The sequence below is a fragment of the Clostridium sp. CTA-1 genome, from assembly GCF_054768215.1.
Map to the genome: position 1 here is coordinate 1 of NZ_BAAAAP010000021.1, position 20,349 is coordinate 20,349.

22 protein-coding genes and 1 riboswitch are annotated in these 20,349 nt (G+C 28.5%); of the genes, 17 read left to right on the forward strand and 5 right to left on the reverse strand.

From position 1 onward, the window contains the following. Positions 1-391 precede the first annotated feature (391 nt). Positions 392-1,147 carry a hypothetical protein gene (locus ACYUEW_RS14660; RefSeq protein WP_460277057.1) on the reverse strand — a complete coding sequence of 252 codons (756 nt, stop codon included), beginning with the start codon at positions 1,145-1,147 and terminating at the stop codon, positions 392-394. A 395-nt stretch (positions 1,148-1,542) separates the two neighbouring features. Here ACYUEW_RS14660 and ACYUEW_RS14665 point away from each other — a divergent pair, with 395 nt between their 5' ends. Beyond that, entirely contained in the window at positions 1,543-1,689 is a 147-nt protein-coding gene (locus ACYUEW_RS14665; RefSeq protein WP_042385580.1) for an aspartyl-phosphate phosphatase Spo0E family protein, read from the forward strand. Positions 1,690-1,792: 103 nt separating this feature from the next. Here ACYUEW_RS14665 and ACYUEW_RS14670 read toward each other — a convergent pair whose 3' ends face one another. Then, positions 1,793-2,326: a helix-turn-helix domain-containing protein gene (locus tag ACYUEW_RS14670; RefSeq protein WP_003487024.1), complete on the reverse strand. Its 534-nt coding sequence runs from the start codon at positions 2,324-2,326 to the stop codon at positions 1,793-1,795. A gap of 423 nt (positions 2,327-2,749) precedes the next feature. On the opposite strand from ACYUEW_RS14670, the gene ACYUEW_RS14675 reads away from it, so the two are divergent. The 7 genes from ACYUEW_RS14675 (at position 2,750) to ACYUEW_RS14705 (ending at position 6,962) form a co-directional block, all read left to right on the forward strand. Beyond that, complete coding sequence (locus ACYUEW_RS14675) at positions 2,750-3,799, forward strand: PTS sugar transporter subunit IIC (protein ID WP_003487022.1); 1,050 nt, start codon at positions 2,750-2,752, stop codon at positions 3,797-3,799. Between the two features lie 431 nt (positions 3,800-4,230). Continuing rightward, the gene (locus tag ACYUEW_RS14680) at positions 4,231-4,818 is read left to right on the forward strand and encodes a TetR/AcrR family transcriptional regulator (RefSeq protein WP_265204217.1); all 588 of its coding nucleotides are present in this window, start codon (positions 4,231-4,233) and stop codon (positions 4,816-4,818) included. 14 nt (positions 4,819-4,832) lie between these two features. Further along, on the forward strand, positions 4,833-5,060 hold the full coding sequence (locus tag ACYUEW_RS14685; protein ID WP_003487018.1) for a DUF4177 domain-containing protein: 228 nt from the start codon (positions 4,833-4,835) through the stop codon (positions 5,058-5,060). Continuing rightward, positions 5,057-5,788, forward strand: a complete 732-nt coding sequence (locus ACYUEW_RS14690; RefSeq protein WP_003487016.1) for an ABC transporter ATP-binding protein — start codon at positions 5,057-5,059, stop codon at positions 5,786-5,788. The genes ACYUEW_RS14685 and ACYUEW_RS14690 overlap by 4 nt, the downstream gene beginning before the upstream one ends. Further along, positions 5,785-6,477, forward strand: coding sequence for an ABC transporter permease (locus ACYUEW_RS14695; RefSeq protein ID WP_003487014.1), 693 nt, complete (start codon positions 5,785-5,787; stop codon positions 6,475-6,477). Before ACYUEW_RS14690 ends, ACYUEW_RS14695 begins: the two co-directional genes overlap by 4 nt. 18 nt (positions 6,478-6,495) lie before the next feature. Then, complete coding sequence (locus ACYUEW_RS14700) at positions 6,496-6,717, forward strand: hypothetical protein (RefSeq protein ID WP_003487012.1); 222 nt, start codon at positions 6,496-6,498, stop codon at positions 6,715-6,717. 11 nt (positions 6,718-6,728) lie between these two features. After that, on the forward strand, positions 6,729-6,962 hold the full coding sequence (locus tag ACYUEW_RS14705) for a hypothetical protein (protein WP_003487010.1): 234 nt from the start codon (positions 6,729-6,731) through the stop codon (positions 6,960-6,962). 467 nt (positions 6,963-7,429) lie between these two features. Here the strand turns inward: ACYUEW_RS14705 and ACYUEW_RS14710 are convergent, their stop codons facing one another. Next, the gene (locus ACYUEW_RS14710) at positions 7,430-8,866 is read right to left on the reverse strand and encodes an alanine/glycine:cation symporter family protein (protein ID WP_042385293.1); all 1,437 of its coding nucleotides are present in this window, start codon (positions 8,864-8,866) and stop codon (positions 7,430-7,432) included. 1,161 nt (positions 8,867-10,027) lie between these two features. Between ACYUEW_RS14710 and ACYUEW_RS14715 the strand changes: the two genes are divergently transcribed. From ACYUEW_RS14715 to ACYUEW_RS14725, 3 genes are all read left to right on the forward strand, one after another. Next, on the forward strand, positions 10,028-10,336 hold the full coding sequence (locus ACYUEW_RS14715; protein WP_003487006.1) for a hypothetical protein: 309 nt from the start codon (positions 10,028-10,030) through the stop codon (positions 10,334-10,336). 372 nt (positions 10,337-10,708) lie between these two features. Further along, complete coding sequence (locus ACYUEW_RS14720) at positions 10,709-11,452, forward strand: toast rack family protein (RefSeq protein ID WP_003487004.1); 744 nt, start codon at positions 10,709-10,711, stop codon at positions 11,450-11,452. A 277-nt stretch (positions 11,453-11,729) separates the two neighbouring features. Beyond that, positions 11,730-11,957 (forward strand): glutaredoxin domain-containing protein, encoded by a 228-nt coding sequence (locus ACYUEW_RS14725; RefSeq protein ID WP_003487003.1) that lies wholly within the window; start codon positions 11,730-11,732, stop codon positions 11,955-11,957. A gap of 31 nt (positions 11,958-11,988) precedes the next feature. Here the strand turns inward: ACYUEW_RS14725 and ACYUEW_RS14730 are convergent, their stop codons facing one another. Both ACYUEW_RS14730 and trxB (ACYUEW_RS14735) read right to left on the reverse strand, forming a co-directional pair. Next, a complete protein-coding gene (locus ACYUEW_RS14730) occupies positions 11,989-13,449 on the reverse strand; it encodes an NADP-dependent glyceraldehyde-3-phosphate dehydrogenase (protein WP_460277063.1) in 1,461 nt (486 codons plus the stop codon). Between the two features lie 39 nt (positions 13,450-13,488). Then, positions 13,489-14,430, reverse strand: a complete 942-nt coding sequence (trxB, locus tag ACYUEW_RS14735; RefSeq protein WP_460277065.1) for a thioredoxin-disulfide reductase — start codon at positions 14,428-14,430, stop codon at positions 13,489-13,491. 614 nt (positions 14,431-15,044) lie between these two features. Continuing rightward, a riboswitch (glycine riboswitch) is annotated at positions 15,045-15,114 on the forward strand. A 92-nt stretch (positions 15,115-15,206) separates the two neighbouring features. Between trxB (ACYUEW_RS14735) and ACYUEW_RS14740 the strand changes: the two genes are divergently transcribed. The 6 genes from ACYUEW_RS14740 (at position 15,207) to grdA (ending at position 20,307) form a co-directional block, all read left to right on the forward strand. After that, positions 15,207-15,584, forward strand: a complete 378-nt coding sequence (locus tag ACYUEW_RS14740; protein WP_003486998.1) for a GrdX family protein — start codon at positions 15,207-15,209, stop codon at positions 15,582-15,584. Positions 15,585-15,674: 90 nt separating this feature from the next. Then, entirely contained in the window at positions 15,675-16,961 is a 1,287-nt protein-coding gene (locus ACYUEW_RS14745) for a glycine/sarcosine/betaine reductase component B subunit (protein ID WP_003486996.1), read from the forward strand. 32 nt (positions 16,962-16,993) lie between these two features. Then, positions 16,994-18,295 (forward strand): glycine reductase complex selenoprotein B, encoded by a 1,302-nt coding sequence (gene grdB, locus ACYUEW_RS14750; RefSeq protein WP_080544105.1) that lies wholly within the window; start codon positions 16,994-16,996, stop codon positions 18,293-18,295. Positions 18,296-18,449: 154 nt separating this feature from the next. Next, the gene (gene trxB, locus ACYUEW_RS14755) at positions 18,450-19,391 is read left to right on the forward strand and encodes a thioredoxin-disulfide reductase (protein ID WP_003486991.1); all 942 of its coding nucleotides are present in this window, start codon (positions 18,450-18,452) and stop codon (positions 19,389-19,391) included. A 34-nt stretch (positions 19,392-19,425) separates the two neighbouring features. Then, complete coding sequence (gene trxA / locus ACYUEW_RS14760; protein ID WP_003486989.1) at positions 19,426-19,746, forward strand: thioredoxin TrxA; 321 nt, start codon at positions 19,426-19,428, stop codon at positions 19,744-19,746. 84 nt (positions 19,747-19,830) lie between these two features. Further along, complete coding sequence (grdA, locus tag ACYUEW_RS14765; protein WP_080333508.1) at positions 19,831-20,307, forward strand: glycine/sarcosine/betaine reductase complex selenoprotein A; 477 nt, start codon at positions 19,831-19,833, stop codon at positions 20,305-20,307. Positions 20,308-20,349: the final 42 nt, after the last annotated feature.

The window sequence follows — 20,349 nt, forward strand, 5'->3', positions numbered from 1 at the left end:
TATGTTTTTTAGTAATATATAAATAATATAGATGAGATTAAAATTATATTTAATAATATTTTTGGAGGAGAGCTTATGAAAAAGAATAATAATAGTAAACCTAATAAACCAATGGAAGGAAATAAAGATGCTAAATTAAGACAACAAAGTGGTCAAAAAAATGCAAATAAACCTAAAAATTAAAATTATGATTTTAACAAAATATAGGTATAGTAATATAAAATGTGTATAAAATAATATATAGACTCCTAAGTTTTAAATTTTATATTTTCCTAAGTTTTAAATTTAACTTCACCTAAATAAAGTATATTTAGGTGAAGAACATTTTTATTATAAATATAAGATAAAAAATTATATTAAAAAGCTAGTCTTAATAGACTAGCTTTAATAATTATTTTTCATTAGGAGCTTTCATAAAGAAAGCTATTTTATCTTTTTTTGCTGTAGAAACACTTAAATTTCTCTTGTGTAATGTATCATCGTAATCAGAAGTTTGTCCATCGCAGACATAAGCATAATCTGTTTTTCCTTCTTTTACCCAACCCATAAAAATATATGCATGGGATGGAGAACCAGCACTGTCTACAGTAGTAAAACAAATATCACCTTTTTGTAATTTGGTATAATCTGTTTCTTTTGTCCAATTCTTTTTCTTTAAATCTTCTAATAATCCTTTAGTACTTATAGTATTTTTCGGTATATCATAGTCATTATTTCTGTATAATTGGGATATAAATATTACAGAAACACCTTTTTCACTACCTTTATTTATAGAGACTGCTTCTTTAAAGGATTTTTGTCTATTATTTTTATCTTGTATATATTTAGCTATTTTTTCATTTAAAGCAATTTCTTTGTTTTCCTCTTTCTTGTCTGTTCCTTTATTATTATTTTTTACATCTTTAGTTATTTCGGTATTATTATTTTTAGCTCCGTTATCATCTTTAGCCAAGTTAAAGGAGAAAGAAACCATCTGTTTAACAACTAATATACAAACAATCACAATAGGTATAACTACTGCTCCAAAGATTAAATTATTTTTCTTAGCAGCTTTATCTGCCATTTCATGCATTTCTTCTATATACTTTTCTTGATTTTCTTCGTTTAAATTATTAAAGTGTTTATCAAATTTATGATTTTTACTCATATTTATCCTTCCTTATATGAAAATATTTATTTCAGTTAAAATATAACAATATAACAAAATATATTACTTTATAATTGTAGCAGATAAATTATATTAAGTAAAGAAACATAAAATAACATTTTTAAATTTTATTAGATAATTCAATATATTTTAAATGTGTAAGTATAATTGATTTAGATTATATATGTAAAAATTTTTAGAGTATCTTGAAGATTCAGTGTAGGGATAAAGTAATATATATGTAAAAAAATAAATATATATACTATATAAAGAAAAAAAATAGTTACTATAATAAAAATTAATAATTACTTTGATAATTTAAGTTGAATTTTATGGTAATAAAATGTATAATAAGATACGTATTTTATAAAAAATGTATAGGGATGGTAAAAATGATGGGTAAAGTTTTAGAACAAACAAGAGAAAGATTGAATAATCTGATAGAAATGGATTCAATTTTATATGAAGGGGAGATATTGAGATTGAGTCAAGAATTGGACAAGTTAATATATAAATATTACAAGCACGAATTAATTAACTAATTAATTCGTGCTTTTTTAGTAAAAGTTATATTAAAATTTCTCAAAGGAATTAACTTTTTGTATTTAAAAGTTAATTTATAATAAACAGATTATATGTATCATGTTATTCTTTTACAGAAAACCAATAGGTTACATTAATTTCTTCGCAAGGATTTTTATATCTATGAGGAGTAAATTTATTTAAATAAATACTATCTCCTTCATGAAGAGTATAAGTTTGAGAGTTCATTTGGATTTCTAAAGTACCTTTTACTACAATACCTAATTCATCATAATTGTGCCCCCAGGAAGTATCATTATAATCTGTATTTCCTTCTATAGTTATAGCTATGGCATTCAAGTCCTTATTTCCATTAGTTAACATTTCAAATTTTATTTTTTTATCATCTGTAGAAAAAATTTCGTTACGACTATCCTTACATACAATATATTCTTTATCCTCTGTAGATTTTAATATTTCCATCAAATTTATTCCCAGTACTTCGCAAATTTGCTGTAAATTACTTACAGAAGGGCTATTTAAATCTCTTTCCAAATTGCTTATAAAACCTATAGATAGGTTTGTTAATTCTGATAATTCTTTTATAGTAAGATCTTTTTTCTTTCTGTAATATTTAATCTTTTCACCTAACTGCATTTTAGCCTCCTAATGTAGTTTTATAATTTACATTAATTATAGCATAAAAAACATAACTTCTTAAATGTTTTGGAAAGTATTATTTAAATTTGTTATTTAAAAAAATCATTTTTTACGAAAAGATGACTTAAAAAATTCATTTATATGAAAATAATAGAAATAAACAAAATTATGAAATTGTTTTTTATGAAAAACATAGAATATATACCAATACACTAGATTATAGATGTATATTTTATTATTATATATTCGTAATTGTGAAAAAAATAATAAAAAATTGAAAAAATATATAGACAATTATAAAAGTTTTGATATAATAAATAATTGTTAGCTAAATTATATTGAGAATTCCTTAGGGAAAACGTTAGCATTTTTTAAAATTTTAAATTTAATTTCAATATTTTATAAGGGGAGGAAGAAAAATTGGTAATTTTTAAAGGGACTTTATTATTATTACTTTGTTTAAGCGCATTTTCTTTATTTAGTTTAAAAGCGCCAAAAGGAATGAAAGCTATGGGAGCTTTAGCAGATGCAGCAGTAGCTACTTTTCTTGTAGAGGCATTTCAAAGCTATGTAGGCGGAGATATGTTACATATTAAATTATTAAAAGATACCGGACTAGCAGCAGGTGGAATGGGCGGAGCAGCAGCAGCTACTTTAGTTCCATTAGCTTTAGGGGTTTCACCAGTATATGCTGTATTAATAGGAGCTTCATGTTATGGATTAGGTATATTACCAGGTTTTGTAGCTGGTTATGCACTTTCTTTTATAGTTCCTATAATAGAAAAGAAAGTACCTAAAGGATTAGATTTAATTGTCTGTGTGGCCTTGGTAGCACCTTTAGCTAGATTAATAGGAAACGGAGCTACTCCAGTTGTAAATGCTACACTATTAAATATAGGCGGTATAATAACAGTAGCAGCTAATGAAAGCCCAATTATAATGGGATTTATACTAGGTGGAGTTATAACAGTAGTTGCAACAGCACCATTAAGTTCTATGGCGTTAACAGCTATGTTAGGACTTAAGGGATTGCCAATGGCTATAGGAGCTCTTTCTGTAATGGGATCTTCTTTTATGAATTTTGTGTTATTTCACAGATTAAAATTTGGAGATAGAAGCACAACTATAGCAGTTGCAATAGAGCCTCTGACTCAGGCAGATGTAATTTCAGCAAATCCTATACCTGTGTATGTTACAAACTTTATAGGTGGGGGACTTGCAGGTATCATAGTAACTCACTTTGGATTAATAAATAATGCTACAGGAACAGCAACTCCAATAGCAGGACTTATGGTTATGTATGGATTTAATGATCCTAAAAGAGTTACAATAGCAGCTATATTCTGTGCTTTGGCAGGAGCTTTTGCTGGATTCTTAGGATCAATAGTATTTAAAAATTATAAAATAAGAACCGTTGCAGAACTAAAAGTTGCTTCTGAAGAACAGGAAATTGAGCAAGCTACAGCTTAAAAATACATAGATTTAATAAAAGGTAACAGTGATTACATGAAAGATTATATCAATAGCAAGTTACCAGAAGAAAACATAAAAAAATCAAATAAAATCAATGTTTCTAGGGTAGTACCAAAGGATATAAATTGAAAATTGAATATGAAAAAGGTTAAGGGATACTGTTTTTGCAAATAGTGTCCTTTTTTTAGCACTTAAAATATATTCAGATACTTTAGACGTTCATAAATGAGCGTCTATTTTGTATGGCAGGCAGTCGCACCAGTATCAGTTTATCTGAGAGTATTTTGTGTATTAGGAACAACAGTTACGATGTGTGGCAAAAATAAAATAAATGGATATATTTCGTCTTGACAAAACAGTAAGATATCATTATATTTATATTATGAATTAAAAAATAAATATATTCATGATATAAGGAGGGGGTAATAATGGCTAAAGGGCCAAAAGGTTTTTCAGATGCAGAAAAAGACGAATTGAGAGCTAAGCTATGCGTAGAATGTGAACGTAGCTGGGCAGTACATGGATACAAAAAAACAAGTGTGGGAGAATTGACAAGAAAGATTGGAATATCAACAGGAGCGTTCTACTTATTATATTCTTCTAAGGAAGATTTATTTTGTGAAACTTTGGAACGAGTACAAGATAGACTAAAAAGTGGGTTGCAGGACATTGTTGGTAATGATAGGAGCAAGGCAGGATTTATCAAATCTATAAAATGGCTTTTTCGGGAGTATAATAATTCTCCATTTTTATATGATTTTAACAATCCTGATTTCTTATCTTTTTTGAACAAGCTGCCAAAAGACAGTGTGGAAAAATTGAAATTTGATAATTTATCGTTTTTTGATAATGCAATTGAACATGCCAATCTTAATTTGAAAATTGACAAAGAAAAAGCATATGCTGTAATAGGTGCATTGCTGTATACAGTGAGCATGAAGGACGATTTATCATACAATCATCTTGAAATATTTGATTTTTTATTAGATAGCGTCATGAATAGACTTTTTGAGTAAAGAGGGGAATATTAATGGACATATTTGAATACAAGACCATAATCTTTGAAATAGGGCAACCTATATCTATTTTTTCATCTTCTATGAAAAACGAATTTAATAATCTAGGAAATGATGGGTGGGAACTGGTTTCTTTGATTTCTAGTCCACATTTAGGAAGTACAAAATATGCTTTAGTAGGAACTTTCAACAATATTTTAGCTGTATTAAAACGTGAACAGCGTGAAAGCGTGAACAGATGAAAAAGGAATATGCAATTGAGATACATGATTTAACGAAAGAGATTGATGGAAAAGCTATCCTGTCTGGCATTACAATGAATGTAAAAAAAGGTGAGATATATGGTTTTTTAGGTGCAAATGGTGCAGGAAAAACCACCTTGATGAAAACTATATACGGAATCTTAAAACCTACTTCGGGGTCAATTTGTATTTTGGGAAATGAACTGACAGAAAATAATTGTGCTGTTTTTAGTAAAATGGGTAGTTTAATTGAGATTCCAGTTTTTTATCATAACTTTTCAGCCTATAAAAATCTTGAATTACATTGTGGCTACATGGGAGCACAATACATTCAAAATATTGAAAAAACGTTGGATATAGCGGGTATAGGGGATCAAGGTGATAAGCCTGTCAAAGAATTTTCGCTGGGGATGAAGCAAAGGCTCGCATTAGCTAGAGCTATTCTGACAAATCCAGAGTTATTGATTTTAGATGAACCAATCAACGGATTAGATCCACAAGGTATAACAGAAATTAGAGAACTGCTTTTGCAAATTAATCGTGAGAATGGAACGACCATTCTTATTTCCAGTCATATTTTGAGTGAGATGGCTAAGATAGCAGATAGGATTGGTGTGATTGATAAAGGCATAATATTAAAAGAAATTTCTATGACAGAAATAGTGGATAAAGGAATAGAGTTGGAATCTTACTATTTAGAATTGCTAAAAGGAGGAAATGCTTTATGAAGCATTTAATAAAATTAGAGTTGGAACGATTTCCCCTAAAACCACATTTGTTGGGAGTCATATTAGCAAACATTATCATTTTAGCTTTGAGTGTTTCTGTATCCTCCACATTTGCCACTACATCGATGCAATCTATACCAAGTGGATTACCCCCTTTGCAGTTAAGCACAATAGCAATAGCTAAGCTGCTTATAAAGACTACTTTGATTGTTTGGCAATCTGTATTGATTGCAACAATTATTGTTGAGGAATATCAAAGCAAGACAATTATGCTGTTATATACTTATCCAATCAATCGTAAAAAAATGATAGCAGCAAAGATTACTTTGGTTTGTGGCATTATGTTGATATTCTATTTGAGTTCAGAAGTATTCCAGCATATGGCTATCTATATATTTAGCAGATACATAAGTTTTATAACTTATCAATTGGATAATATTTTAATTCAGTTAGTAATCATTATTTCTGCCATTTTATTAGGTCTTGTTCCTTTATATATTGGGATGATAAGAAAATCAACAATTGCTACAATTGTTTCTTCTCTGATAATTGTATGTATAACATCTAATTCACAGGGAAGCACTGCGGGGTTAATTTCTGTTCCAGCAGTGGCAATAACGTTTGGCGTCATTGGACTAATTTTTACTGTACTTGTCATAAAGAAAATAATAACATCTGATTTATATTGATAGCAGGAGGATATTTTTATGGATTTATTTGAAATTCCGCCATTTGTACCAGTTCCAAGTAGAGAAGTAATGTTCAATCTTTCCATAATTTCAGTAATAATCGGGATATGCTTGATTATAGTTGGATTGGTATTGAATAATAAAAACAAGAAAAAAAATACAGCCGCATGGATATGTATCACTATTGGGATAGTGATAATTGCTAATCACGGAATACAATTATTATTTACAATTTTTTAGGAGGAAAGATTATGATAGAAGAAATGAATGCAACTTGTAAAAAATTAAATGATTTAGTTGGAGTGAACGTTAAATTGCCTAACCCAAGTAAACGCACTTTACAAGCCAGTGCAGTTGTTAACTGCACAATGGGTGTAGGATTGATTTTATTTGGAGCTTTATCTTCACAAAAATGGACAGCTATTTTAGGAGGATTAAGCATTGTGGGTAGTGTTATATCTAGTGGAGAAGCTAAAAAGAAATAAAGGAGAAACGGTATATCACCTTTAAAACTGTCTTGCGATTATAAAAAGTTTTAATGATGGCAGATAGTTTTCCTGGATTAGAATTTCAAAGACAATAGCCAAATGACGGTTTTGAAACACAATTAAAGCCGTCATTTTCCTTTTTAAAAATGGAGTTGCGGTAGTGTGACTCTATATTCTCATAATATTATTCAATAGTATCTAACGAATGTGATAATATAAAAAAATTCTAAATCTAACTATATTAAAAATTTTCCACCACGGAAAGGCACCATACTTAATCTCCTTATGAAGACTAAAGATGGTGCCTTTAAGAAATTAGGTCAAATTTTAATTTCACCAGATTTAGAACTATTAAAGCTTATTCATATGTTTATTACATGTATTTTCTTATCTTTTCTGTCTCAAAATTAAATCTATTTTAAGACATCCTATTATTATGATCAATTTGATAAATAGTACTAATATTATGCTAATTTTTCTGACTCTTCACGAGTTGGCCAGCATTCTATATTATTTAAACCTTCAATACTATCTGCATAAAAAACAGGTTCTATACCTTGTTTCTTTTGTCTATCATAATCTTTTAGAGCTGCAAAAGCTATTTTAGATAACATAGTTATAGCGATTAAGTTTATTATAGCCATAAAGCCCATGAATAGATCAGCCATATCCCAAACTATTTGAATTTTAGCAATAGATCCAAAAATAACCATACCTATTACACATATTCTGTATAAAAAAAGACTAGTTTTACTTCCTTTTAAAAATTCGATGTTTGTTTCTCCATAGTAGTAGTTACCTATTACAGAACTAAAAGCAAAAAGGAATATACATATGGCTATAAAGGTATTTCCCCAAGAACCTACTTGCGAACTTAATGCAGTTTGTGTAAGTTGAATTCCTGTTAAGTCACTTTTTAAATAGCTACCAGAAATTAAAACTATGAAAGAAGTTGCACTACATATTAATATAGTATCTGTAAATACACCTAAAGTTTGAATAAGTCCTTGTTTAGCAGGATGAGTAACATTAGCTGTTGCAGCAGCATTTGGTGCACTTCCCATTCCAGCTTCGTTAGAAAATAATCCTCTTTTAATGCCCATAAGTACAGCAGCTCCTAATCCACCACCAACAACCTGTTTTATACCAAAAGCATTTTCTATAATAAGAGAAAATATACTAGGAATACTACCTATATTTTTTAAAATAACAAATAAAGCTACTATTACATAGGTTATTGCCATTATAGGAACAATAATTTCACTAGCTCTAGCAATTCTTTTAACACCACCAAATATAATAAGAGAGGTAAGGACTGCTAGGATTAATCCTATAATTAAAGTGTTTACACCAAAGGCTTGTTCAAAAGCTAAAGAAATAGTATTAGCTTGAACAGAGTTAAATACAAGACCATAACTTATAGTTATTAATATAGAGAATATTATGCCCATCCATTTCTTATTTAAAGCTTTTTCCATATAATAAGCAGGACCGCCTCTAAAACCATGTTCGTCTTCTACTTTATATATTTGTGCTAAAGTGCTTTCAACAAAACTTGAAGCACCACCGATTAAAGCTATAAGCCACATCCAAAACACAGCACCAGGACCTCCGGAAGCAATAGCAATAGCCACCCCAGCTAAGTTACCAGTACCAACTCTTGAAGCTGTACTTATACAGAAGGCTTGAAAAGAAGAAACACCTTTTTTACCTTTATGTTTCTCTCTACCAGATTTACTTGCACCTTCTCCTAATAATCGAAACATTTCTTTAAAATATCTAATTTGAACAAATTTAGATTTAAAAGAGAAGAATAAACCTAAAGTTATTAACAATGCTATCAGTATATAAGACCATAGATAATTATTTAATACCGATATAAAATTTTCTAAAAAATTCATATAATTTCCACCTTTCCAAATATACTTTATATTTATTAAATTATTTACTTTATATAAATACATTTAAAATTGTATCAGAAAATAAACTTAATATCAATTTAAAGTGTATTCTGAAAAATGAACTTAAAAAATCAAAAGTTGCTTTACTTAAAGGAAAGCTTTATTACAACTAAAATAGTGGAAAATTTTTTATAAAATTATAAAATATATATATAAATAGAATATATATTTATATAATTTATTTGCATTAAAAATTGCAGTGATATTCAAAATGTTACTTTAAGAATAACTTAATTTTTATAATATGGTTGCGTTTAATGGAAATAATTATAAATAAGTATGAAAAAATCCATATTTTTATAAAAGCATGGAAAATAAATACAGATGCCCGTGAAAGAAAAACTTCATAAATTTAAATTTATTATGAAAAAAATTATATAATATATAGATTGATTTTTTATAATAAAAATTTTGAAAGTTTTTATTTATAAAATTCATATTCAATATATTATGACAATTTTAAAATTTTAAAAATGATATTATTAATAAAACTTTTCAAATGAGGGTTTCTTTATAAGTTTTTTTTATTTGATTTATAAAAAAATATAATATATACTAGTTTTGTTGGTAAATAAAGATTTACCTAGAGGAACTTTATAATATTACCCCAAAAAACCCAAAAACTACAGTTATAAGCGACCCTCTTGTTTAAAGGCTTTAATATTACCTTTAAAACCAAAAGAGAACTTCATAACGTATTTAAAGTAAAAAGAAACACAATTATAATTGTGTTTCTTTTTACTTTTTTTATTTTTAAAAACTCCTACATTGAATTAAAGGAGTAAAGGAGAGTTAGGATAATAAGGTTAGTATAAATTAAATACAAGGGATTTTTGCAAGAGAAGGAAATCCTTCTAATTTATATATTATGAATATAAACATATTATTGATATATGTAATTTGAAAAACCTTGAAAAAGCATGGAAAAGCGTATAATTTTTAAAAATAAAGACTAGTATACCTTACAAATTTAATAATATAAAAATACAGTGGAAAAATAGAGTATATTAGACTTTACTATAATTCAATATTATTGTAAAATGATGCAAATAATAAAAATTCAACACATAAATTATATGGAAATTTGAAGGGAGCTAGATTATGTGTAAAATGATAACCCAAGGCAGCGAAAAAGTCTGTATTGGGGAAAATGCTATAGCTATAAATGGAGCTATAAATATACCACAGGGTGAAGATAGAGAAAAATTTTTTAAGGAATTTACAAAATGGTTAAAAAATAATAATTGTTCATTTTTTGGTATGACAAATTATGTTGAAACAGAAAAGGAAGCAAAGGAAAAAACAAAAGAAATATTATTTGATTATGCTAGTGAAGAATTAGAAAAAAATTTAGAAAACTTTGAGGATGAAGAAAAGGTAATACAATTATCTAAATTTAAGGTTTTATAACATTGGGTATTTTGGGTATCTATTAAAGTATTTAAATAATCCTTAGATTATAATTTTAGAATAGATTTAATTAATATAAAAAAATAGAATTGAGATATATTTTAATTATAAATATAATTTTTATTTACATAAATATAGTTAAACATTTCATAAAAATATTTTTATGAAATGTTTTTTATTTATATATAAATTATATAACAAAGTAATGTGGTTCAAAAAAAATCTATTTAGGATACTTAATTATTAATAGAATATATAATTAATTCTTAATAGTTCCTTAAATACAGTAAAAATCTATTAATATATTATGACTATAATGATAAAATTTGTTATATAGGAAATAAAAATAATGAATTTTAATGGGGGAGTAAAATGAATATTAAAAAGCTTTTTTCAATATTTACATTAGTAATTCTAGTTTTTGCTACAGCATGTACAAATAAAAGTGAAAAAGCCACTGTAAGTGATACAAATGAAAAACCAAAGGAAGAAATAAAAATTGTAGAACCTAATGGAGCAGAAAAAACAAAACTTAATTTAAATTTTGGAGTAGGAAAATTAAATATAAGTGGTAATGAAGAAAAGCTTATGAAGGGTAAATTTATATACAGTGAAAATGAGTGGAAACCGGAAATAAAGTATGAAGTTAAAGATAAAGACGGAGAACTTGAAATTTCTCAGCCTGGATTAAAAAGTGGAAATGTATCTTTAAATAATAAACGTAATGAATGGAATATAAACTTAAATGAGAAAATACCTACAGAGATAAAATTAAGTCTAGGGACAGGAGAATTTAAGGCAGATTTGAGTAAGATAAATTTAAAAGAATTAAATGTGGGGATGGGAGTAGGAAAAGTAGATTTGGATATATCAGGAAATTATAAAAACAATGTTAAAGTAAATATAGAAGGAGGCGTTGGAGAAGCCACTGTATATTTACCTAAATCCATAGGAGTTAAGATAAAAGCCGAAAAAGGAGTAGGAGCAGTTAACGCTAATGGATTTATAGTAGAAGGCGAAAATATCTATAAAAATTCTCAATATGGAAAAAGTAAAAATAGCATAGAGGTTAATATTGAAGCTGGAGTGGGAGCTATTAATATAAAACAAAAGTAAATAACTATATAAATTAATAATTAATCAAATATTGAAAGTCATAATAATAAGGTCACTTTATTCTATTAATAGGAGTAAGTGATCTTATTATTATAATTTATATAAAAGAATTAATTCATAATATAAGTTGAGTTGAATTTAATATATAAATAAATGTGAATAAAATTATATATATAACTAAACCTATGTACAGAAGAAAAATATTATGATAAAATATAGATATAAAGAAGAATAATTAAAATTATATAATAATTATTATTGAATAGGATGTGATTATATGATTAAAGTATATACAACAGAAAGTTGTCCATGGTGCACAAAAGCAAAGACATATTTAAAAACAAAAGGAATAGTATTTCAGGAACTAAATATTGAAAAAGATGAGAAAGCAAGAGATGAAATGGTTCAAAAATCAAACCAAAAGGGTGTACCTGTATTAGATATAGATGGATCAATTATAATAGGATTCAATAAACCAGCTATAGATGAAGCTATAAATTTATAAAATAAGGAAGTTGCGATGCAACTTCCTTATTTTATGAATTTATATTCAAAACTATAGCTTTAGGTCTAGACATAGCTTCTATGGAATATTTTATACCTTGAGTACCAAGACCGGAGGCTTTAATACCTGAGAATGGGAAATGATCTGGTCCTCTTTCTGGTTTATTATTAATTTGAACTGTACCTACTTCTAATTTTTCTGCTACATAAAAAGCTTTATTTATTTCTTTTGTGAATATAGATGCTTGAAGACCATATTCAGATTCATTAGCTATTTTTATAGCTTCATCTATATTCTTAACTCTTATTATTGGGAGTATTGGGGCAAAGGGTTCCTCCCAAGCCAATCTCATGTCCAATGTAACATTGTCAAACAAAGTAGGATAAATTAAATTACCTTCTCTTTTTCCACCTGCTAATAATGTAGCTCCTTTATCTCTAGCTTCTTTCATCAAAGCTTCAACATAATCTGCAGCTTTATCATCTATTAATGGAACAATATCCACCTGCTCTCTTAAAGGATTTCCTACTTTTAAAGATTCTACTTTTTCTTTCACTTTTTTTACTAGTGTATCTGCTATTTTGTCTAGAACTAATATTCTCTTAACAGCAGTACATCTTTGGCCAGAATAAGAGTAGGCGCCAGATACTATATTTTTAGCTGCTAAATCTAGATCCGCATCTTCTAAAACTATAGCAGCGTCTTTTCCTCCTAATTCCATTAGCATAGGTTTCATAACAGAAATATTAGATATTCTTTTTCCTACCTCTGTGCTTCCAGTAAAATTTATAAAATCAATCATAGGATGAGAAACTATATAATCACCTATTTCACTACCTTTACCTGTAATTGTATTTAAAACTCCAGAAGGCAGACCAGCCTCTTCAAAAACTTTTATCAAATGAAGAGCACTTATGCTACCCTGGGTAGCAGGTTTTAAAACTACACTATTTCCAGCCATTAAAGCTGGAGCTATTTTAGAGCCAGATAAGTTAACTGGATAGTTAAAGGGAGAAATAGCTAAAACTACACCTAAGGGTACTCTATTGACTATAGATATTTTCCCTTTGGAATTTCCAGGGAAGGAATCTCCAGGTAAGGTTTCTCCTACCATATTTTTTGCGGTATCTGCAGAAAATCTTATATAATCAGCAGTTCTGCGGACTTCTGAAATAGAACTTTTTTTATCCTTAGCAATTTCTTTAGTCATTATATTAGCGATTTCTTCAGCTTTTTCATCCAATATATTAGCAGCTTTTAATAGGATAGTTGCTTTTTCGTTTATAGGTATTTCGTTCCAATAGGATTGAGCTTCTTTAGCATTTTTTATAGCTAAGTCCACTTCCTCTTTACTCATGGAAGGAACTTTACCTACCAAAGAACCATCTATAGGAGAGTTTATTTCTATAAAGTTATTTGTTTTACTATTTACCCATTGTCCTCCTATAAAATTTTTATATAAATTGTTTTCTACGTATAGATTTTTAAACATATAGACACCTCTAATCTTTTCTTTTGTAATATATAAATATTATTTTTCTCTTGTTTTTTCCATAATATATTTTTCAGCAGCTAATGCAGCAATAGTTCCATCAGCTACAGCAGTAGTTATTTGGCGAAATTGTTTTTCTCTAACATCTCCAGCGGCATAAACACCTTTTATATTGGTTTCCATGTTTTCATTAGTTTTAATATATCCTTTAGGAGTTAAAGATATATATTCTTTAAATAATTCTGTTTTAGGTTCTGAACCTATAAATCCAAAAATCCCATCTAATTTTAATTCTTTTTCTTCCTTTGTTTTAACATTTTTAATTAAAGCTTTATCTACAAAATTTGAACCATAAACATCTACTAAATCCCAGTTGTATAATATTTCTATTTTAGAATTGTTTTCAACTTCTTCTAGTGTGGCTTTTTCACCTTTAAAATAATCATATCTTCTGATCATATATACTTTTGAAGCGAATTTAGTTAAAAACAAAGCTTCTTCTAAGGCGGCATTTCCACCACCAATTACTCCAACAGTTTTGCCTTCGTACATAGCACCATCGCAAATAGCACAGTAGTGTATACCTTTCCCAGAAAACTTACTCTCACTAGGGATAGGGAGTTTTCTAGCTGTAGCACCAGTAGATATAATTAAGACCGTTGGTTTGTATATATATTCTGAAGTTTCAACTATTTTTTCGTTATTATTTAATTGAATTTTTTCTACCATATCAAATTCATCTATAGTAGCACCAAGATCTGTAGCTTGTTCTTGCATTAAGTCTGCAAGACGGCCACCTTCAATTTTTTTAAATCCAGGATAGTTTTCAATAGTATAGCTACTTCTAACTTGACCACCAATTATTCCATTTTCAATTAAAATCATGTTAAGTTTAGCTCTAGCAGCGTATATAGCAGCAGATAATCCTGCAGGACCTGCACCTATAATCATTAAATCTAAATTTTTATTTTTTTTATTCATATAAAATCACCCCTTATTACCCTAATAGGGTATACCTCAATTATACTACTTTTTTCTTATTTAACAATATAATTAATAAAAATTATTAATAAAAAATTATTATTATAAAAATAAATATAGTGTTATTAATAGATTAACCATTTAAAACAAATAAAATTATTATAAAAGATAACTAATTATTAGAGTTTTTAATAAGAATAAAAAACAAAATAATAAAGATAGTAATAAAAAGCATAAATATCTATAAGATCTCATAGCTTTTATTATAGAAAAATTTATTATCAATAAATTTAATAAAATTTCATAAAAATGATGCAATAATAGAAAATTTTTATGTATTTATGAAAAACCTATAAGGAATATTTATAGGTACTATTTGGAAACAAAATTCATTATTTTCTGAAAACTATGTAAAATAATATTGAAATAAGGTATAATATAGTTAAATATTTAATAAAGTTTGGATGATATTTTCGGGAGATTAAGTTTTAGACTTAGCTATGTAGTTTTTAAAATAAATATTTATTCTGCATAGTATCCTTATAGGATAGCCGAAGGAACTAAGTGTTATTACCATAAATAACATGAATATCTCAGGCAAATGGACCGAAAATTGACAAAACTCTGGAAAGCATTACGCACCGAAGGAGCAAAACTCTCAGGTTAAAATACAGAGATAAAAGTTATGGACTTTTATCTCTGTTTTTTTGTGTAAATAAAAATTCTATAATTTATTATAGAATTTATAAAAAATAATGGACAGGGTGGTGGGTTGAATGAATAATAAGGTTATTATGGTAACTAATAACAAGTTGGTTGGTGAAAAATTTAACGAAAAATGTCAGGTACAATTTATACTAGGTGATGTAAATGAAGTTTTTAAAACAGTAAGAGATTATATACACAAAGGGCATGAACTTTTAACTCATCCATTAATGAGTAGTGTAAAGCCTAATGAAACACCCTATAGAACTGTAGCTATTTCAAAATATTATAAAAATCAGGTGAATATGGAATCTTTAAATTATATAGAAGAGTCCATACATTCTTTAGAAAAATTTCAAAAATCCTGTGGTATTCCTGCATGGAATGATAATATTTTAAAGGATTTTAGATTGATTGATTATGATCTTATATATAATGCACTACATTAATTTTATATAAGATTTATATAAAAATTGCTAGAATCATTTAGCAGTACAATAAAGATAAAGCATTAAAAATTTAATTTGGGGGTTGATATTATGCGTTTAGAGATTGGGAAAATATTTATAACTGATATGCAGTTTTCCAATGAAACAAAAGTTAAAGATGGAGTCTTGTATATTTCTAAAGAAGAAGTTCTAGAAGTAATTGGTACTGATGAGAGAATTAAAAATATTGATTTAGAAATAGCCAAGCCAGGGGATAAAACTAGAATTATTCCAGTAAAAGATGTAATAGAGCCAAGAGTTAAAGTAGAAGGAAATGGTGGTATTTTCCCAGGCTTTATAAGTAAAGTTGATACTGTTGGTTCAGGCAAAACTAATGTATTAAAAGGAGCAGCAGTAGTAACCACAGGTAAAATAGTGGGATTCCAAGAAGGTATCATTGACATGAGTGGAGAGGGAGCTAAATATACACCTTTTTCAAAAACTAATAATTTAGTAGTAGTATGTGAACCTAAAGAAGGTGTAAATCAATATGAGCATGAGGAAATTGTAAGAACTTTAGGATTTAAGGCTGCTACTTATTTAGGAAGTTTTGCAAAAGATATTACACCGGATGAAACTAAAGTTTATGAAACATTACCTTTATTAGAACAAGTGAATAAATACCCAGATCTTCCAAAGGTAGTATATGTATATATGCTTCAAAGTCAAGGGCTTTTACATGATACCTATGTATATGGAGTAGATGCTAAAAAAATAATACCGACATTTATATATCCAACAGAAGTATTTGATGGTGCCATAGTTAGTGGAAACTGTGTTTCAGCTTGTGATAAAAATCCAAGTTATGTACACATGAATCACCCAATTATTGAAGATTTATATGAAAAACATGGTGTGGAGTATAATTTTTTAGGTTGTGTTATAACTAATGAAAACGTTTATTTAGCAGACAAGGTTAGATCTTCAAGTTATACTGCAAAATTAGTAGAATTTTTGGGCGCAGATGCAGTAATAATTTCAGAAGAAGGTTTTGGAAATCCAGATGCAGACCTCGTTATGAATTGTAATAAGATAAGTGAAAAAGGTATAAAAACAGTATTAATAACAGATGAGTATGCAGGACAAAATGGAGCTTCACAATCCTTAGCAGATTCTACACCAAAGGGAGATGCAGTAGTTACAGGAGGAAATGCTAATGAGGTTGTAACACTACCACCAATGGAAAAGATTATTGGCCATGATGAGGTAGCAAATGTAATTGCAGGCGGACATGTCGGTTCTTTAAAAGAAGATGGTTCTATAGAGGCAGAGATTCAAGTTATTACAGGAGCTACCAGTGAAGTTGGTTTTAACTATTTAAGTGCTAAAGGCTATTAGAATGTAGTTATATAATCAAGGGGGGAAAATAAATGATTAAAGTAGTTCATTATATAAATCAGTTTTATGCAGGTATTGGAGGAGAAGACAAAGCAGATTATAAACCAGAAGTAAGAGAGGAACCTGTAGGTCCAGGAACACAACTTAATTCTTTATTTAAAGGTGAAGCTGAGATAGTTGCTACAGTTATTTGTGGAGATTCATATTTTAATGAAAATATAGATGAAGCTAAAAACACTATTTTAGAAATGGTTAAAAAATATGATGCAGATTTGTTTATAGCAGGCCCTGCTTTTAATGCTGGAAGGTATGGAGTGGCTTGTGGAACTATTGCAAAGGAAGTAGAGGAGAAATTAAATATAAAGGTTTTAACAGCTATGTATGAAGAAAATCCAGGAGTAGATTTATATAAAAAATCTTTATATATTCTTAAAACCAAAAAAAGTGCAGTAGGTATGAGAAAAGCATTACCTGTTATGGCAAAACTCGCATTAAAGATGGGAAAAGGGGAAGAGATAGGACTCCCTGAAGAAGAAGGATATATAGAGAGAGGTATAAGAAAAAATTACTTTAGTGATGAAAGAGGATCTAAAAGAGCAGTAAATCTTCTTGTGAAAAAATTGAAAAATGAAGAATTTGTTACAGAATTTAAAATGCCGGTTTTTGATAGGGTAGAACCTAATAAAGCTGTAGAGGATATATCAAAATGTAAAATTGCTATTGTAACTTCTGGTGGAATAGTACCAAAGGGAAATCCAGATCATATAGAATCCTCTAGTGCATCAAAATATGGTAAATATGATATAGAAGGACTTATGGATTTAAATTCAGAAACTCATGAAACTGCACATGGAGGATATGATCCTAACTATGCAAATGAAGATTCAGACAGAGTTATACCTGTAGATGTATTAAGAAAAATGGAGAAGGAAGGGAAAATAGGAGAACTTCATAGATATTTCTATAGTACTGTTGGAAATGGTACAGCAGTAGCATCTTCTATGAAATTTGGAAATGAAATAGTAAATCAATTAAAAGAAGATGGTGTTGATGCAGTTATACTAACTTCCACATGAGGAACTTGTACTCGTTGCGGTGCAACACTAGTAAAAGAAATAGAACGTGGAGGACTTCCAGTTGTTCATATGTGTACAGTAGTTCCAATTTCTCTTACGGTTGGTGCTAATAGAATAGTTCCAACTATAGCAATACCTCATCCACTTGGAAATCCAGCCTTAGATAAAGAAAGAGAATTTGAATTAAGATATGATCTTACAGAAAAAGCATTAAAAGCTTTAGAAACAGACATAGATGAACAAACAGTTTTTGAATAGAAATTTCTAGAAGGTTTACTTTAATTGAAGAAATAATTTAAACAATAAATAAATTTATATAGTTTTAGAAAATTGAAATACTAATTTTAGTTAAATGATTGTATTAATAAAAATAAATATAAGACTTTAGTATTAAATTGCGGGGGGATAAGATATGGACAATGTTTATGATCTTATAATTATAGGTTCAGGTCCAGCAGGATTATCAGCAGGTTTATATGCTGCAAGAGCTAGATTAAAAACTTTAATATTAGAGAGAAACAAAGCAGGTGGACAAATAGTAATAACAGATGAAGTAGCTAACTATCCAGGTTCTATAAGAAATGCTACAGGAAAAACTCTAGTAGAAAGAATGGAAGAACAGGTAGAAGAATTTGGGGCAGAAAGAAAAAAAGATACTGTTAAAGAAGTAGATTTTACTGGAAAAATAAAAATTATAAAGGGAGAAAAGGAAGAGTATAAGGCAAAATCTGTAATTGTAGCCACCGGTGCTGCTCCTAGGCATATAGGTTGCAAAGGTGAAAATGAACTAATAGGAAAGGGAGTATCTTATTGTGCTACTTGTGATGCTGACTTTTTTACCGATTTAGAAGTGTTTGTAATAGGAGGGGGAGATTCAGCTTTAGAAGAAGCCCTATACCTTACAAAGTTTGCAAGAAAAGTAACAGTAGTTCATAGAAGAGATGCCCTAAGAGGTGCTAAATCAATACAAGAAAAAGTGTTTAAAAATCCTAAAATAGAAATTATGTGGGATTCTGTAGTAGAAGAAATAAAAGGTGATGGAATAGTAGAATCTGCAGTATTTAAAAATAAAAAAACAGGAGAAATAACTGAATACTTTGCAGATGAGGATGATGGAACTTTTGGAATATTTGTTTTTGTAGGATATTTACCTATAAACAATTTATTTAAAGATATTATCACTATGAATGAAGTAGGATATATAAAAACTAACGATAAAATGGAAACCAATATAGAAGGAGTATTTGCTGCTGGCGATATAAGAGAAAAATCCTTAAGACAGGTAGTTACCGCAGCAGCAGATGGTGCTATAGCAGCAGTAGAATCTTATAAATATGTTGAAGATACTTTTTAAATATATATAAATTTATCTGAAAGGCGGTTATAAAATGTTAGTATTAGACAAAAAGACTTTTGAAGAAGAAGTGTTAAAAGCAGAAGGTTATGTATTAGTGGATTATTTTGGAGACGGTTGTGTGCCATGTGAGGCTTTAATGCCTGATGTAGAAGAATTATCCCACAAATATGAAGATAAGATTAAATTTTGTAAATTAAATACTAGTAAAGCTAGAAGACTTGCTATATCTCAAAAAGTTTTAGGACTTCCAACTATAATTTTATATAAAGATGGAGAAAAGCTAGAAGAGGTAGTTAAAGAGGATGCTACAAAAGCAAATATAGAAGCTATGATAACAAAACATGTAATATAAAAATTTAAATTTATTTAACCATTTAAAGTGTGTATATAAAGATCAAGGAATTTAAAATACAAATAAATTAAGGGAGGAATTTTAATGAGCTTATTTGAAGGGAAAAAAGTAATAATAATTGGAGATAGGGATGGAATACCAGGCCCAGCTATAGAAAAATGCATAGAAGGTACAGGAGCTGAAGTAGTTTTTTCATCAACAGAATGCTTTGTTTGAACTGCCGCTGGAGCGATGGATTTGGAAAATCAAAAAAGAGTAAAAACATTAACAGAAAAACATGGTGCTGAAAATATATTAGTAATTTTAGGCGCAGCAGAGGGAGAAGCAGCAGGTCTTGCTGCTGAGACAGTTACTAATGGAGATCCAACTTTTGCAGGTCCATTGTCCAATGTCCAGTTAGGACTAAGAGTTTATCATGCGGTAGAACCAGAATTCAAAGAAGAAGTAAAGGAAGAAGTTTATGATGAAGAAATAGGTATGATGGAAATGGTTTTAGAAGTAGATGAAATCATAGAGGAAATGACAGATATAAGAGAAGAATTTTGTAAATTTCTTGATTAAAACATGTAAAGTGGGTAAATAAAGAATTATAAAATTAAGGAG

What these genes read in the sequence shown, in the direction of transcription:
- ACYUEW_RS14660 (WP_460277057.1), bottom strand. Translation starts at nt 1,147, where the DNA reads ATGAGTAAAAATCATAAATTTGATAAACACTTTAATAATTTAAACGAA.
- ACYUEW_RS14665 (WP_042385580.1), top strand. Translation starts at nt 1,543, where the DNA reads ATGGGTAAAGTTTTAGAACAAACAAGAGAAAGATTGAATAATCTGATA.
- ACYUEW_RS14670 (WP_003487024.1), bottom strand. Translation starts at nt 2,326, where the DNA reads ATGCAGTTAGGTGAAAAGATTAAATATTACAGAAAGAAAAAAGATCTT.
- ACYUEW_RS14680 (WP_265204217.1), top strand. Translation starts at nt 4,231, where the DNA reads ATGGCTAAAGGGCCAAAAGGTTTTTCAGATGCAGAAAAAGACGAATTG.
- ACYUEW_RS14685 (WP_003487018.1), top strand. Translation starts at nt 4,833, where the DNA reads ATGGACATATTTGAATACAAGACCATAATCTTTGAAATAGGGCAACCT.
- ACYUEW_RS14690 (WP_003487016.1), top strand. Translation starts at nt 5,057, where the DNA reads ATGAAAAAGGAATATGCAATTGAGATACATGATTTAACGAAAGAGATT.
- ACYUEW_RS14695 (WP_003487014.1), top strand. Translation starts at nt 5,785, where the DNA reads ATGAAGCATTTAATAAAATTAGAGTTGGAACGATTTCCCCTAAAACCA.
- ACYUEW_RS14700 (WP_003487012.1), top strand. Translation starts at nt 6,496, where the DNA reads ATGGATTTATTTGAAATTCCGCCATTTGTACCAGTTCCAAGTAGAGAA.
- ACYUEW_RS14705 (WP_003487010.1), top strand. Translation starts at nt 6,729, where the DNA reads ATGATAGAAGAAATGAATGCAACTTGTAAAAAATTAAATGATTTAGTT.
- ACYUEW_RS14710 (WP_042385293.1), bottom strand. Translation starts at nt 8,866, where the DNA reads ATGAATTTTTTAGAAAATTTTATATCGGTATTAAATAATTATCTATGG.
- ACYUEW_RS14715 (WP_003487006.1), top strand. Translation starts at nt 10,028, where the DNA reads ATGTGTAAAATGATAACCCAAGGCAGCGAAAAAGTCTGTATTGGGGAA.
- ACYUEW_RS14720 (WP_003487004.1), top strand. Translation starts at nt 10,709, where the DNA reads ATGAATATTAAAAAGCTTTTTTCAATATTTACATTAGTAATTCTAGTT.
- ACYUEW_RS14725 (WP_003487003.1), top strand. Translation starts at nt 11,730, where the DNA reads ATGATTAAAGTATATACAACAGAAAGTTGTCCATGGTGCACAAAAGCA.
- ACYUEW_RS14730 (WP_460277063.1), bottom strand. Translation starts at nt 13,449, where the DNA reads ATGTTTAAAAATCTATACGTAGAAAACAATTTATATAAAAATTTTATA.
- trxB (WP_460277065.1), bottom strand. Translation starts at nt 14,430, where the DNA reads ATGAATAAAAAAAATAAAAATTTAGATTTAATGATTATAGGTGCAGGT.
- ACYUEW_RS14740 (WP_003486998.1), top strand. Translation starts at nt 15,207, where the DNA reads ATGAATAATAAGGTTATTATGGTAACTAATAACAAGTTGGTTGGTGAA.
- ACYUEW_RS14745 (WP_003486996.1), top strand. Translation starts at nt 15,675, where the DNA reads ATGCGTTTAGAGATTGGGAAAATATTTATAACTGATATGCAGTTTTCC.
- trxB (WP_003486991.1), top strand. Translation starts at nt 18,450, where the DNA reads ATGGACAATGTTTATGATCTTATAATTATAGGTTCAGGTCCAGCAGGA.
- trxA (WP_003486989.1), top strand. Translation starts at nt 19,426, where the DNA reads ATGTTAGTATTAGACAAAAAGACTTTTGAAGAAGAAGTGTTAAAAGCA.